Source organism: Jutongia hominis (assembly GCF_014384965.1).
GTDB lineage: Bacteria > Bacillota > Clostridia > Lachnospirales > Lachnospiraceae > Butyribacter > Butyribacter hominis.
Window position 1 is genome coordinate 103,593 of sequence record NZ_JACRSW010000027.1, and the last position, 15,672, is coordinate 119,264.

12 protein-coding genes are annotated in these 15,672 nt (G+C 38.4%); 8 read left to right on the top strand and 4 right to left on the bottom strand.

Annotated features, from left to right (window positions below; translation table 11 throughout):
- Nucleotides 1-60 precede the first annotated feature (60 nt).
- Nucleotides 61-678: a histidine phosphatase family protein gene (locus H8700_RS05995; protein WP_249304289.1), complete on the top strand. Its 618-nt coding sequence runs from the start codon at nucleotides 61-63 to the stop codon at nucleotides 676-678.
- A gap of 75 nt (nucleotides 679-753) precedes the next feature.
- On the opposite strand, the gene H8700_RS06000 is transcribed toward H8700_RS05995, so the two are convergent.
- The 3 genes from H8700_RS06000 to H8700_RS06010 form a co-directional block, all read right to left on the bottom strand.
- The gene (locus H8700_RS06000) at nucleotides 754-2,268 is read right to left on the bottom strand and encodes a leucine-rich repeat domain-containing protein (protein ID WP_249304291.1); all 1,515 of its coding nucleotides are present in this window, start codon (nucleotides 2,266-2,268) and stop codon (nucleotides 754-756) included.
- Between the two features lie 145 nt (nucleotides 2,269-2,413).
- Entirely contained in the window at nucleotides 2,414-3,901 is a 1,488-nt protein-coding gene (locus tag H8700_RS06005) for a leucine-rich repeat domain-containing protein (RefSeq protein WP_249304293.1), read from the bottom strand.
- Nucleotides 3,902-4,103: 202 nt separating this feature from the next.
- Nucleotides 4,104-6,545, bottom strand: coding sequence for a glycoside hydrolase family 94 protein (locus tag H8700_RS06010; RefSeq protein ID WP_249304296.1), 2,442 nt, complete (start codon nucleotides 6,543-6,545; stop codon nucleotides 4,104-4,106).
- 309 nt (nucleotides 6,546-6,854) lie between these two features.
- Between H8700_RS06010 and H8700_RS06015 the strand changes: the two genes are divergently transcribed.
- Nucleotides 6,855-7,619 carry a polysaccharide deacetylase family protein gene (locus H8700_RS06015; RefSeq protein ID WP_249304298.1) on the top strand — a complete coding sequence of 255 codons (765 nt, stop codon included), beginning with the start codon at nucleotides 6,855-6,857 and terminating at the stop codon, nucleotides 7,617-7,619.
- 11 nt (nucleotides 7,620-7,630) lie between these two features.
- Here H8700_RS06015 and H8700_RS06020 read toward each other — a convergent pair whose 3' ends face one another.
- Nucleotides 7,631-7,975, bottom strand: a complete 345-nt coding sequence (locus tag H8700_RS06020; RefSeq protein WP_022142560.1) for a helix-turn-helix domain-containing protein — start codon at nucleotides 7,973-7,975, stop codon at nucleotides 7,631-7,633.
- Nucleotides 7,976-8,304: 329 nt separating this feature from the next.
- On the opposite strand from H8700_RS06020, the gene glmM reads away from it, so the two are divergent.
- The 6 genes from glmM (at nucleotide 8,305) to H8700_RS06050 (ending at nucleotide 15,639) form a co-directional block, all read left to right on the top strand.
- A complete protein-coding gene (gene glmM, locus H8700_RS06025; protein ID WP_249304300.1) occupies nucleotides 8,305-9,651 on the top strand; it encodes a phosphoglucosamine mutase in 1,347 nt (448 codons plus the stop codon).
- Between the two features lie 259 nt (nucleotides 9,652-9,910).
- Complete coding sequence (tig, locus tag H8700_RS06030; protein WP_022142562.1) at nucleotides 9,911-11,197, top strand: trigger factor; 1,287 nt, start codon at nucleotides 9,911-9,913, stop codon at nucleotides 11,195-11,197.
- Between the two features lie 88 nt (nucleotides 11,198-11,285).
- Entirely contained in the window at nucleotides 11,286-11,873 is a 588-nt protein-coding gene (clpP, locus tag H8700_RS06035) for an ATP-dependent Clp endopeptidase proteolytic subunit ClpP (protein ID WP_249304758.1), read from the top strand.
- A gap of 19 nt (nucleotides 11,874-11,892) precedes the next feature.
- Nucleotides 11,893-13,197, top strand: a complete 1,305-nt coding sequence (gene clpX, locus H8700_RS06040) for an ATP-dependent Clp protease ATP-binding subunit ClpX (RefSeq protein WP_249304302.1) — start codon at nucleotides 11,893-11,895, stop codon at nucleotides 13,195-13,197.
- 128 nt (nucleotides 13,198-13,325) lie between these two features.
- The gene (gene yihA, locus H8700_RS06045) at nucleotides 13,326-13,931 is read left to right on the top strand and encodes a ribosome biogenesis GTP-binding protein YihA/YsxC (protein WP_249304304.1); all 606 of its coding nucleotides are present in this window, start codon (nucleotides 13,326-13,328) and stop codon (nucleotides 13,929-13,931) included.
- Between the two features lie 37 nt (nucleotides 13,932-13,968).
- Nucleotides 13,969-15,639: an NlpC/P60 family protein gene (locus H8700_RS06050; protein WP_249304306.1), complete on the top strand. Its 1,671-nt coding sequence runs from the start codon at nucleotides 13,969-13,971 to the stop codon at nucleotides 15,637-15,639.
- The last annotated feature ends 33 nt before the right edge of the window (nucleotides 15,640-15,672 follow it).

Below are 15,672 nucleotides of genomic sequence, written 5' to 3' on the forward strand. Positions count from 1 at the left end.
TATTTCGTAAAAATTGTTAAATGAATCATAGGAATTGACTTGACAGAAAAGAGGATACACATGAGATTATATATTATCCGTCATGGAGAAACTGAATGGAATAAAGAAAAAAGAATGCAGGGACAAAGAGATATTATGTTAGATCAGGAAGGAATCCGGTTAGCTGCACTGACCGGAAAAGGTATGCAGGATGTTCCGATTGACATAGCAATCAGCAGTCCACTGCTTCGGGCAAAGCAGACAGCACAGCTTGTTCTTGCAAATCGTGCCGTTCCGATCATTACTGACGAGAGGATTCAGGAAATGTCCTTTGGTGACTGGGAAGGAGAATCGATCCGTGACAGTAAAGTAGTGCCACAGGAATTTATCGACAAATTCTATCATGATCCGATGCATTGTATCAGACCGCCACATGGAGAAACCTTCCCCGATGTGGTCAAAAGAACCGGAGCTTTCTTTGAATCATTGGTGAAAGATGGAAGTTATGATAAACTCAATATATTAGTATCGACACATGGAGCAGCTTCACGATGCCTTTTGAGTCATTTTTATGAAGATAAGGAAGACATCTGGCGCGGATGTGTGCCACCAAACTGTTCTGTCAGCATTGTAGATGTGACGAATGGCATTGGAACGGTTGTTGAAAAAGATAAGATCTATGCAAAAGATGCAGAGTAAGAAAGAAGAAAAGCCCCCTCCTGCAAAGCAAAAGGATTGAAGATGGATTTGCTTTGCAGGAGGGGGGTATTATTATTAACTAAAAACAGAAGGATCAAGCCGGAAAGAATCGGGAAGAACCAGTTTTGTTAGAATTTTTTTATAGGGAAGTGCATGGGATTCAAGGGAATCGATGGTACCATTACAAATGAACTCATATAATTGCGTTTGACTAAAAGCATATTTACCGATTCGTTTTATATGACTATTTATTGTAATTGAGCCTATATCAGATTTATAAAACGCAGCATCACCAATAGACTCCATATCATGGTTGATCGTTACATTAAAATATTCCTGTGTCGTAAGGGTGTGCCTCATAAAAGCACCATGCGCAATCCGTTTGACATTTTGTGGAACAATATAGTCGCAGGTCTGATTATCTGCTGCTATTTGATAAAGTGTTGTCATATCTTTGCTAAAAAGCGTGTTATCTGTGGAGCAGTATTTCGGATTAGCTTTGTTTACAATGATTTTTTTGATGAGAATAGGATAAAGCACCAGGGAATTGGAAGAATAAGAAAGGTCATCGCTATTGATCTCACCTGTGAAATTTTTTCCAATTGTAATACTTTGAATAGGAGCAGGAATCTGAACTCCATCTTCCGGAATGCCGGGACCATCATTGGGATGTTTGGCATAAGTCTGATTCATATTAAATGTGTCTGGTGGAAGAGTAGTAATACTGTCCGGTATAACAATTGATTTTAATGCTGTGTATTCAAAAACACCATAATGATAATAATGGGATTCTTTTTTGGAAGTGGTTTTAGAAACATCTTCTGCAGAATCATCGTAAGAGTGCAAAAGATCATTTTTAGTTGCATCATAGTCTGGCAGTGATTTGATTTTCGTATCACTTTTCAGATTAATGTAAGACAGGTTTTTGCAATAAAAGAAAGCACCACCGCCGATTTTTTTTATCTTTTTAGGTAGAATGACTTTTTTTAAGGAGAGATTTCCGGCAAAAGCAAGAGGTCGAATGATGGTAACACTTTTGGGGATCCGAAAGGTTGTGTTTTGTTTGCTGCTTGGATAATAAACAAGCTCTTTTTTATTTTTTGTGTATAAAACATGTTCCTTGACGCAGTAATATTTATTTTTGGAATCCAGATAAACTCTGGAAAAACCATCAGGTGAAAAGAAGGCTCCCGTCTCAATCTTTTTTATGTTTTTGGGAAGAATGACTGCGCTAAGATAGGAGCTTGCAAAACATAGTGAGCCCGTGCGAAGCTTTTTTATGGTTTTAGGAAGCCAGACACTGTCACGGCAGACAACTTTAGAAAAAGGCTGATTGGAGTTTATGTCGGTAATACCCTTATGGATTTTAATGACATTTGTCTCAAAGGAGGTTCTTTTGGAAGCAGGATCTTTTATTATGATCTTTTTATCAATGCACCCTTTTCCTTTTATGGTAAGATTTTTTGTTTTGGTATTATATACCCATCGTGCCTGCTTACCGCATTTCCCGGATAATGTTTTTGCATGAGCTGTACTTGCAGGCAGAAAAATAATCAATAATGTAATCATCAGAAAATAATATTTTTTCATAGGCTCCTCCATTCAGTGAAGTAATAAATTAATATTTAATAGTTTGCTGAATTATACCATAAATTGTAGATAATGATAATGTTATGAAAAAGATAAAAATATGCTATATATTATTTATGAGATATGAATTATATAGCAGAATCCTTTAGTATGATTTTTTTATGTAGTTTTGCACACTTTTAGGATATAGAACATCCTGATTCTTTAAGGCAGCAAATGCGTCTTTTTTTATGGTTTGAATTTTGCCTTTACATTGAAAGGTTTCGATATTTGTACTAGCGAAAGCAGCCCGTCCGATGGTCTGAATATTTTTTTTGACAGTTAATCGTGATGCTTTACAATCTGCAAAAGCAAAGGCATCGATGGATTGCAAATTTCCTTTGATAGAAATGGTTTCTAAGGAAAAAGGAGAATTCATAAAAGCACCTTTGGCAATTCGTTGTACCTTTGCAGGAATGATCAGCTTATCTTTGTTATAACTTCTTAAAACCTGATACAGAGTTTTGCTGTTTTTACTGTACAGGATATTGTTTTTTACAATATATTTTTTATTCTCTTTTGCAATGTGAACTTTTTTGAGCGGAAGGTCATACAGCATAAGAGATTTTTTACTATAAGGAGTTCCACCGGTATTGATCCTTCCTGTAAAAGATTTTCCCAATGTTATTTCCTGCAGTGGTTTGGTTAGGATATCATCCGCATCTTCTGCCGAAAGTGGAAGGAATGTATTGGAAGGCAGGAAAGTTACTTTATCAGGAATAGTGATTTTTTGGATGGAGGTTCCTTCAAAGACTCCAAGATAACAGCTTCTGTTTTTGCGTGGATCAGAAGAATATTCCAAATACTTAATCAGTGTTTCATCATGACAGTCTAAGATAATATTATTTTTTGCAATATATTTGGAGGCATCAAAATCAGGAAGTGCATCTATGTTTGTTTTTGCAGTAAGATTGATTTTCTGAAGACGTGTACAATGAAAGAATGCACCTCCACCGATGGATCGAAGATTCTTTGGCAGAACAATTTCTTTCAGATTTGTATTTTGTGCAAAAGCTAAAGGCATGATTTTTATGACTTTTTGTGGAATAGTATATTTTTTATGTTCAAGTCCGGTTGGATAATAGATCAGCCTTTTTAGATCTTTTGAAAAAAGGATATTATTTTTACAGCAATAGTAAGGATTTGATTTTGGCATAGAGATGGATTCACAATTTTCAATACCGAAGAATGCACCATTACCAATACCTTTGAGATTTTTAGAAAGGTAAATTTCGCTTACGGATATTTTATTAAATGCGCCAAAAGAAATAGAGGTCAAAGAGGACGGACATTCTATTACACGGCAGGTAAGCAATGGAGAAATCCCATCTTTTGTGCATTTTAGGGAGGTGATTCCTTTTTGAATGACAATAGTATCCGGATATTCTTCATCCGGGGGTAATTCAATTGCCTGATTGACAGTTCCTTTTCCGTGAATGGTCAAAATGTATTTTTTGGTGTCATAACTCCAAGAAGCATTTTGACCGCATTTCCCAGAAAAAGTTTTGGCTTTTGCTGTGGTAGACTGTATCGTAACAGGAACAAAAAGTAACATTAAAAGTGTTACAATAATAGAATAGAATTTCTTTTTCATAAGCCCCTCCATTCTGCTGTGTATCAGCTAAATATGTAAAATATTGTTATTCTTAGTATATAACAGAAGGAGGAAATGCACAATAAAATAAATAAAAGAAACAATGTGATACGAAAAAGCAGACCAAAACATTTCTATTTTGATCTGCTTTTTAAGTACCACTCTATGATGAAATAAAGTTTATGATTTATTAGGAGAATTTTTATCCCATAACAACTGTTACGTTATATTCTGCTTTGCCCTTTTCATAAGGAACAACAGTTGTGTTTGTAAGCTCTTTGCCATCTACGATCAGTTTTGTAACACCTTTTTCCACTTTGTTTAGATTCTCTACAGTGATATTGTAAACACCTTCACGGTATTTACGTGTCATTGTGAATTTCGTACCCATTTCGGAAGGGATACAAGGGTTAATGCTAAGACCGTTTAAAGTAGGAACCACACCTAAGATGTACTGTGATACATTGACGAAAGTCCATGCAGCAGTACCGGTAAGCCAACTGTTTTTAGCCTGTCCAAAGAAGTGAGCATCTTTACCTGCGATCATCTGAGAGTATACATAAGGCTCTGTGCAATGAATTTCGCTGATATCCTCAATGTATGCAGGGCAGGTCTTTTTGTAGATTTCAAATGCACGGTTACCACGACCGATCACAGTCTCTGCACAAGAGATCCATGGGTTGTTGTGGCAGAAGATACCGGCATTCTCTTTATATCCAGGTGGATAAGAAGAAATCTCACCAAGTTCAACATGATATCTGGTATAAGGTGGCTGAAGAAGTACGATACCATATTTTGTATCGAGTTTTTCTTTTACAGAATCTAAAGCTTTCTTTGCTTCTCCGGTTTCTACACCGATACCGGCAAGAACACAGAAGCCCTGTGGCTCAATATAGATCTGACCTTCTTCACAACTCTTAGATCCGATTGGATTGCTCTGTGCATCATAAGCACGAACGAACCAGTCACCATCCCAGCCGCCATCTAATACGGCATCGTTCATAGCTGCTACTTCCTTCATAGCGCGGTCTGCTTCGGCCTGATCGCCTGTGTAAGCACAAAGATCTGCATATTCTTTACCATACATAACGAACATGCCACCGATAAATACAGATTCTGCTACAGGACCCTCACTAGGACCGAATGTCTGGAAGGATTCACCCGGATGCTCTGAGAAGCAGTTTAAGTTTAAGCAGTCATTCCAGTCAGCACGACCGATCAATGGAAGGTTGTGTGGACCTTTATGATTTACGATATAATCAAAAGAACGTTTTAAATGTTCCATTAATGTAACAGCTTTGCTTTCGTCATTATCAAACGGAACCATTTCTTCTAAGATGCTGGTATCACCTGTTTCACGGATGTAAGCTGAAGTACCTGCGATTAGCCAGAGCGGATCGTCATTAAAGCCGGAACCGATATCGGCATTACCTTTCTTTGTTAATGGCTGATACTGATGATAAGCACTTCCGTCTTCAAACTGGGTAGAAGCAATATCAATGATTCTCTGACGCGCTCTTTCCGGGATCAGATGAACGAAACCGAGAAGATCCTGGCAGGAATCTCTAAAGCCCATTCCACGGCCGATACCTGATTCATAATATGAAGCAGAACGTGACATGTTAAATGTAACCATACACTGATACTGATTCCAGATATTTACCATACGGTCTAACTTTTCTTCATCAGAATGTACTGTGAATTTAGAAAGAAGATCTTCCCAGTTTGCTTTTAATGCAGCAAGAGAAGCTTCTACCTGCTCATTTGTCTGGAACTTGGCAAGAAGTTCGTCAGCAGGTTTTTTATTGATCACATTAGGAGCAACGAATTTTTCGTCTTCCAGATTCTCGCAATAACCTAATACATAGATAAAGCTCTTAGATTCACCCGGCTGTAATGTTACGTTGATCTGCTGGGAAGCGATCGGAGACCAGCCGCTTGCGATCGAATTATGTGATTTTCCTTCGGCAACAACCTGAGGATCATTAACACCACGATAAGCACCAAGGAACTCATCACGGCTTGTATCGAAACCATCGATAGGAGCGTTTACGGAAAATACAGCGAAATGATTACGACGCTCACGGTATTCTGTCTTATGGTAGATCGTAGATCCGACTACTTCGACTTCACCGATATTTAAATTACGCTGGAAGTTTGTCATATCATCCATTGCATTCCAAAGACAGAATTCAATATATGAAAATACGCTGAATTCCTTTGCTTTGTCTGATTTGTTTGTAAAAGTAAGCTGGTTGACTTCACAATTTTCATCTACAGGAACGAATGCGAGTAACGATGCCTCTAAACCATTCTTTTCTGATGTATAACGGCTGTAACCCATACCATGACGGCATTCATACGAATCCAGCTCTGTCTTTACAGGCTGCCATCCCGGATTCCATACGGTATCGCCATCTTTTATGTAGTAATAACGTCCACCCTCATCTGTTGGAACATTATTGTAGCGATAACGTGTCAGGCGAAGAAGTTTCGCATCCTTGTAAAAGCTGTATCCACCACAGGTATTAGAGATCAAAGAAAAGAAGTTGCTGCTTCCTAAGTAATTGATCCATGGAAGTGGTGTCTTAGGAGTTGTAATGACATACTCCTTATTTGGGTCATCGAAATAACCGAATTTCATAAATATCCTCCATTCCGCCCCATAAGGCAATATATATTTTTGTGAATTCTGACTGGATGTCATTCTGTAATGACGCAATATTCGCCTAAAATTATATATGAAATGATAGGAAAAAGCAAGGAAAAACGGACGTTTTCACAACGAAAATTATTTATTGTGCAAACGAAAATTTCGCTTTGGAAAGTTTTGCAAAAGCAGTTTGGCAAAAAAGTACGAAAATATAAGAAATGTTCTATTTTGTTAAAAAGGACATATCTTTATTAAGAGTGGCAGGAATGGAGCAAAAGTACACAAGGGAGGCAAAACGATATGAGATCAAAAGGTAGATATCTTTTTTTTATCCTGATGGCAGTTGTGTGGATGGGGGCTGCCTGTATGCTTTTGGGCATTTTGCTGACCAGACAGCATACACCCCAAAAGACTATGGCACAGGTGACGAAAGCACCGATTGAAAAAAAGACTGCGTATCTTACTTTTGATGATGGTCCCAGTGTTTTGACAGAAAACTATCTGGAGATTTTAGAAAAGAATCATGCAGTGGCTACCTTTTTTGTAATCGGGGAACAGTTAGACGGCGATCTGGTACAGGTGACAAAAAAAGCGATCCAAAACGGAAACGAAATAGGAATGCATACCTATTCGCACGATGCCGATAAGATTTATCAGTCAGAGGAAAGTTATTATAGGGATTTAAAGCAGACTAAAGAAGAGATCAAAAAGAAACTGGGATATACTCCGAAATATTTTCGTTTTCCATGGGGGAGTGCCAATGCATATGTACAGGGATTTAAGAAAAACCTGATTGCAAGAATGGAAGGAGAGGGGATCGGATATGTCGACTGGAATGTAAGCGGGGAAGATTGTGTCGGATGTCCGTCGGTAGAAAGTATTTTGTGCCAGTTTCGAAAAGACTATAAAAAGTATGATGATCCGGTTATTTTATTGCATGATGCAGCAAGTTGTAAGGCAACTATGCTGGCATTGCCGGTGATCATTACGGAGCTGAAACAGAACGGTTATTCTTTTGATGTGATATCAAACCGGAAGAAGAATTGCCATTTTGGTGAATATTAACAACGGAATGTTCATTCAGAATCTTCTTCACAAAGATCGCATGCCAGCAGATAAAGGTGATGGTACTTCTGGGGTGACAGATGGGAAATAGCATGCAAAAAATCTTCTGTTGTTACAGAAAATGTTTGTTCATTCCCTGTATCAAAGAAAGCCTGTGGTGTAATATGCAGATATTCACAAATATCAAAAAAATGTACCATGCTTGGATAATTTTTTCCTGATTCGATAGAATTGATATAATTTTTGTTCTGACCGATATCAAGGCTCATCTGACGGGCACTGACACTACGGCTTTCCCGGATCTTAGCGAGGCGGAGACCAAACTCCTTGCAGGTTAATTGATATTTTTTATTCATGGATCATTCCTCTTTTGTGTTGACTGTATTTAATGTTTTATAGAAATTTTAGCAAGTATCGAAAGAAAATGTACCACAATAAACAGGTTGAAATAATATAATATGCCATGTTATATGTGGTATGTGTTGAAAGCACATAAGGCAGCATAGAATATGCAAGAGGAAAATTTTTAATTTAAAAATTAACAAAAAAAAGGATAGAACTGATAAAAGAGGAAAATTTGCTTTCGTATAAAGAATATGATACAATAAATTGTTGCTTTTTTAGTAGAAAGAATAAAAGGAATCAAAAACGGATTTCGGAAAATAAATTACAGGGGGGAACAGTAATGAAATATTTTGGAACAGATGGCTTCCGTGGTGAAGCAAATGTAGATCTGAATGTAGTACATGCATATAAAGTAGGACGTTTTTTAGGATGGTACTATGGACAGGAGCATAAGGCAAAAATCGTGATCGGTAAAGATACCAGACGTTCCAGCTATATGTTTGAAGACGCTTTATCGTCAGGATTGACAGCAAGCGGTGCAGATGTGTATCTGCTTCATGTTACACCAACACCAAGTGTATCTTATGTGGTGCGTACAGAGCAGTTTGACTGTGGAATCATGATCTCGGCAAGCCACAATCCTTATTATGATAATGGCTTGAAAGTCATTAACGGAAAAGGACATAAGCTAGAAGCAGAGATTGAAGAAAAGATAGAGGCATATATTGACAGTAAGGAGGATACGATTCCGTTTGCAACAAAGGATGCAATCGGCTGTACGGTAGATTATGCAGTAGGTCGACACAGATATATCGGTTATCTGATGTCATTGGCAACCAGATCGTTTAAGAATGTAAAAGTGGGTTTAGATTGTGCGAACGGTTCTTCTTATTCGGTAGCAAAAGGTGTATTTGATGCATTAGGTGCGACAACCTTTGCGATCGGAATGAATCCGGATGGAACGAATATCAATCGTGATTGCGGTTCGACACATATTGAAAATCTTCAAAAATATGTCAGAGAAAATAATCTGGATGTCGGTTTTGCTTATGATGGCGATGCTGATCGTTGTCTGGCTGTAGATGATAAGGGTGAAGTGATAGATGGTGATGCGATTCTGTATTTGTGCGGCTGCTATCTGAAAGAAAAGGGCGAGTTAAATGAAAATACAATTGTTACAACGATCATGTCCAACCTTGGTTTATATAAAGCATTAGATCGACAGAATATCAAATATGAAAAGACAGCAGTCGGTGATAAATATGTTAATGCAAATATGACAGAGCATGGGTATTCTCTTGGCGGTGAACAATCCGGTCATATTATTTTCAGTAAATATGCAGTCACCGGAGATGGTGTTCTTACTTCATTAATGTTAATGGAAGTAATGCTTGAAAAGAAAGCAAAGCTTTCAGAACTTAGAAAAGATTTAAAGGCATATCCGCAGGTATTAAAAAATGTACGTGTGGCAGATAAGCCGGCCGCAAGAAATGATGCAGACGTGATCGCTGCGACAAAGAAAGTTGAAGAAGCACTTGGGGATAACGGGCGTATCTTGCTTCGTGAGAGCGGAACCGAACCTGTGATCCGAGTTATGGTAGAAGCCGATACCGAAGAGCTTTGCAACCGATATGTGGATGAGGTGATCAAAGTCTTAGAAGAAAAGGGACATGTTGTAGAAAAGTAGCGACAATTTTTCCAAAAATCCCTTGCTTTTATAGTGTATATCATGCTATATTATAAGCTATCGGAAGTTGCGAAGCAGCTTCATGCATCGAAGATGCAACGCCGAAGGTGTGATAGCTTAACGAGAAAAACAATGTTTTGTTTTTCGAGTCTGTGTTTTAAAACGGAAGTTGCGAAGCAGCTTCATGCATCGAAGATGCTATGTTTATTTTGTTAGTTACGGGCAAGTCCCGTGGAGATATTAAGGAGGAAATATAAGAATGAGTGTACAGGTAGAAAACTTAGAAAAGAGTATGGCTAAGCTTACAATTGAAGTAGCTGCGGATGAATTTGAAGCAGCACTCAACAAAGCATATCAGAAGAGTAAGAATAAGATCAACTTGCCGGGATTCCGTAAGGGTAAAGCTCCTCGTGCCATGATCGAGAAAATGTATGGTGCGGGAATCTTCGTAGAAGATGCAGCAAACATCATTATCCCTGATGCTTATGAATCAGCAGCAAAGGAAAGTGAATTAGAGATCGTAGCTCAGCCGGAGATCGCTGTAGAGCAGGCTGAAAAAGGAAAGCCTTTCATTTTCACAGCAACAGTTGCAATTAAGCCGGATGTTACACTTGGTGACTATAAAGGGATTGAAGTAGAAAAGAAAGAAGCAGAAGTTTCAGAAGATGAGATCAGTGCTGAGATCGACAGAGTAAGAGAGTCAAATGCCCGCATGATCACAATTGATGACAGAGCGACACAGGACGGAGATACTGTTGTGATCGACTTTGACGGTTATGTAGACGGTGAGCAGTTTGAAGGCGGAAAAGCTGAGGACTACACATTAGTATTAGGTTCTCATTCTTTCATTGATAACTTTGAAGATCAGTTAGTCGGAAAGAACATTGGCGATGATGTAGAAGTTAATGTGACATTCCCAGAGCAGTATCAGGCAGAAGAACTTCAGGGTAAGCCTGCATTATTCAAAGTAAAGATTAAAGAGATCAAAGTAAAAGAGCTTCCTGAGTTAGATGATGACTTTGCACAGGATGTATCAGAGTGCGATACATTAGATGCATACAAAGAAGAAGTAAAGTCAAAATTAGTTAAGACAAAAGAAGATGATATCAAGAGAGAAAAAGAAGATGCGGTCATCGAAAAGATTATCGAGAACGCAACAATGGAAATTCCTGAGCAGATGGTAGATGCACAGACACGTCAGATGACACAGGAATTTGCACAGCGTCTTCAGTCACAGGGTCTTTCTTTAGAGCAGTATATGCAGTTTACAGGTCTTACTCCACAGAAGATGCAGGAAGAATTAAAGCCACAGGCTTTAAAACGTATCCAGAGCCGTCTTGTATTAGAAGCTGTTGTGGAAGCTGAAAAGATTGAAGCAACGCAAGAAGATATCGAGAAAGAGATCGAGAACATGGCTAAGATGTACCAGATGGAAGCTGATAAGTTAAAAGAGCTTGTTGGCGAAGAAGAAAAGAAGCAGATTGCTTTAGATATGGCTGTACAAAAGGCAGTTGAATTTGTTGTTGACGCAGCAGTCGAAAAATAATTTGTAAGTAGTGCGCCAGTCATAAGTGTCGGAAGTTCGATTTATGATTGGCGTTTTTATTGAATTTAATTTGAAAGGGGTGTCGGATATGGCATATAGTATTCCATATGTTATCGAAAAAACAAGTGGTGGAGAACGTTCGTATGATATTTATTCCAGATTATTACAGGATAGAATTATCATGCTTTCAAATGAAGTAAATGATGATATAGCCAGTTTGATTGTATCACAGTTATTATTTTTGGAATCTCAGGATCCTACAAAGGATATTCATTTATATATTAACAGTCCGGGAGGAAGTGTCAGTGCCGGTTTTGCAATTTATGACACAATGAATTATGTAAAATGTGATGTTTCTACAATCTGTATGGGAATGGCAGCCAGTATGGGGGCATTTCTGTTAGCAGGCGGTGCGAAAGGAAAACGTCTTGCACTTCCAAATGCTGAGATCATGATCCATCAGCCATCAGGCGGAGCAAAGGGACAGGAAACCGAGATCCGTATTGTAGCAGAGCAGATTTTAAAAACAAGAGATCAGTTAAACCGTATTCTTGCAGAAAACACAGGAAAGCCATTAGATGTTATCGCAGCAGATACAGAGCGCGATAACTATATGACAGCACAGGAAGCAAAAGAATATGGTCTGATCGATGAAATTGTAACAAATAGAAAATAGTTTCTATACGGAGGTAAGAATGGCAGGGAAAAAAGAAGAAACCACTCTGAAGTGTTCTTTTTGCGGAAAGACACAGAATCAGGTTCACAAGCTGATTGCCGGTCAGGGGGTATATATTTGTGACCAATGTATCGAATTATGCTCAGAAATTTTAGAAGAAGAGTTTGGTACAAATGAGAGTGACTTTGATGTTGATTCTGATATCAATCTTTTAAAGCCTCGTGAGATCAAAGAATTCCTGGATGAATATGTGATCGGACAGGATGAAGCAAAGAAAGTGCTGTCCGTAGCCGTTTATAATCATTATAAGCGAGTTATGTCACAAAAAAGTATGGATGTAGAGTTACAAAAGAGTAATATTATCATGCTTGGACCAACCGGTTCCGGAAAGACTTTCTTAGCACAGACATTAGCAAAGATTTTAAATGTCCCATTTGCGATCGCAGATGCTACCGCATTGACAGAAGCCGGATATGTAGGTGAAGATGTTGAAAATATTCTGTTAAAGATCATTCAGGCAGCAGATTATGATATGCAGCGTGCCGAGCATGGTATTATTTATATTGATGAGATCGATAAGATCACACGTAAAGGGGAAAATGTTTCTATCACGCGTGATGTATCCGGTGAAGGCGTACAGCAGGCATTGTTAAAGATTTTAGAAGGTACGGTTGCAAGCGTTCCGCCACAGGGTGGCAGAAAGCATCCGCATCAGGAATTTTTCCAGTTGGATACGACGAATATCTTGTTTATCTGCGGCGGTGCATTTGATGGTCTGGATAATATCATCAGCACACGAATCGGTAAGAAATCAATCGGTTTTAATGCAGAACTTTCTGAGCATGTTGATGATAATGTAGGAGAGCTTTTCAAACAGGTTCTTCCGGAAGATCTTGTGAAGTTTGGACTGATTCCGGAGTTGATCGGACGAGTACCGGTTACAGTATCACTCGATCTTTTGGACGAAGAAGCTTTGCGTAAGATCTTAGTAGAACCAAAGAATGCGATCACAAAGCAGTATGAAAAACTTTTTGAAATGGATGATGTTAAACTGACATTTGAAGAAGATGCGATCAAAGAAGTTGCTAAAAAGTCTTTTGAACGTAAAACCGGGGCACGTGGACTTCGTGCGATCATGGAATCTGTTATGATGGATGCAATGTTTGAGGTGCCATCGGATGATAATGTAAAGGAGTGCATTATTACAAAAGAATCTGTGGATGGAGAGGAACAGCCAAAACTGATCACACAGGATGATGAAGTCAAGATGCTTCCAAAGAAAAAGGGAAAGAAAGAATCAGATAAGAAAGATGAGATTGCATAAAAGTGTATCAGTCATATAGTGCAATTTTCTGCTGATATCCCGCTACAGTATGAATATTATCCTATTCAATAAAAGAGGGAGCAATCAGCTCCCTCTTTTTAGGTTTATCAGGAAAAGGAGAGAACAGAATGCAGGTAACAAGCGTAAATTTAGAGACAGTGTGCGGTATTACCAGCAAGATACCGGACAACAAAATGTTAGAAGTTGCTTTTGCAGGAAGATCGAATGTAGGAAAGTCTTCTTTGATCAATGCATTAATGAACAGAAAGTCCTATGCAAGAACATCACAACAGCCGGGCAAGACACAGACGATCAATTTTTATAATATTAATGAACAGCTTTATTTTGTGGATCTGCCGGGATATGGCTATGCAAAAGTATCGCCGGAAATGGTAAAAAAATGGGGAAAGATGATAGATGGCTATCTGGAAAACTCAAAAGTACTCCGCTTGGTTTTTCTATTGGTAGATATCCGTCACAAGCCAAATAAAAATGACAAACAGATGTATGACTGGTGTATCAACTATGGATTTAATCCAATCATTATCGCAACAAAAGAAGATAAAGTAAAAAGATCCCAGAAAGCAAATCTGATCAAAGAAATCAAGAATGCATTAGGTGTGATCGAGGGAACACCGGTCATTCCTTTTTCGGCAGTCAGCAAAAGCGGGCGTGATGATATTTGGGAATATATTGATATGGTGTATGAGGCATTTACAGAAGAACAAATGTAATAACTATTAAATTTACCATAACAGGAGGAAGAGAAAAATGTATCAAAAAACAAAAGGATTTTTATGTATACTGCTTGGAATATTTTTTGTTCTTGGATTTAGCGGGACAGCAAAAGTAAGTGCAGCACAGGGTGTTCTGGCACATGAAACACTTCATATGTATGCCGGTGCAAGCGTAGATATGGACGAAGAGATTTCTGATCCAACCTACCGGATTCAAAAAATAACGATCGTGACACCGGAAAACAGCAACAGCATTGTAGTTAGTAACAAACATATTCTAGAGGCAAAGAATGCCGGTACCACAACTGCACAGATCACACTTGTTTCAATAAAAAATGAAGAAGAAACGCTGGATTGTCAGGTTATGATCATTGTTCATGAAGTGGAAAAGCTGACCATGGCATATGGTTCCGCTACTCGTCTTGCCGCATTTGATTATTACAATCCTTATCAGGAGAAATATACGTTTTCCAATCAGGGAGCGGTATTTAATCAGGACTATCAGGTTGTAGTAAGAGGTCTGAAAACGGTTGATGTCCATGTAACAAAAAATAATAAGACATTTTTGGTTGCTCAGATCACGGTGGAAGCATTGTCTTTAAAGAATGCGGTTGTTGCACGAGCAGTCAATACCACACCATATCAGACAGAAGTGCTTGGATATACCGCACTGGGTTCGGAAAAAATTTCTTATATTTCTGACAATACAGCAATAGCGGATGCTGCAGAAGCAGTAGTTCCAAAGAAAGTCGGCACTTGCAATATCACAGTACGTTTTACTGCTGCAAATGATGATACGGCAGATCTTCCTATGCAATTTATTGTAACAAATCCTTCTTTTACACAAAAAAGAGTGATTCTGGCAAAAGGACTTTCCAAACAGGTATCGCTGCGTGGGTGCAGTGCATACAGTACAATAGAGAATACACAGCCAAAAGGAACAAAAGCATATTTTAAAAATAATAATACAATCTATGCGAAGGCAGCAGGTATTGTTAAGCTTTATCTTGTTGTAGACGGAAAGCAGGTAGAGATTGATGTAATCGTATCAAACCCAAGATTTACACAAAATGCGGTTGCGATGTACAAAGGTGCATCAAAGAATCTGTCAATTGCAGGTTTACAAAAAGGGTATAGTAAGATTTCATTCCGTTCTCTGAATAAAAAATTAATGACGATCAGTAAAAGCGGAAAGATCAAGGCCAAAAAAGTCGGATATGGTTATATTGAGGTGACTTCGGATGGAAAGACATTCCGTGTCCTTGTACAGATCGCCAAGAAAAAGGCATATCAGGCAACGAGAAAGGCAATTCAGATATCAAAGCGAAAGACAACATACAGCCAGGCAAGAAGAATGTCAAAGAAGTATTATGATTGTAGTTCATTGGTATCAAGAGTGTATCGTCAATACGGACAGTATTTCGGACAGAGAAGAGGATGGTCGCCGGTAGCAGCAGGCATTGGTTACTGGTGTACCAACCATAAAAAGGTATTATTTAAAAAGGCAGCATCATATAAAACACTGCTTCCGGGTGACCTGATATTTTATTCGTATGAAAAAAATGGAAGATATCGTAATATCAGTCATATTGAAATGTATGTCGGAAATGGCAAGAATGTATCTGCAAGCAGCAGTTATGGAAGAGTTGTACACTACGATTATCATACAAGCTGTACCGTTCTGATTGCACGACCATGCAAGTAGTGGTAAGATATAATGAGTCCGAAAGAAAGGTAA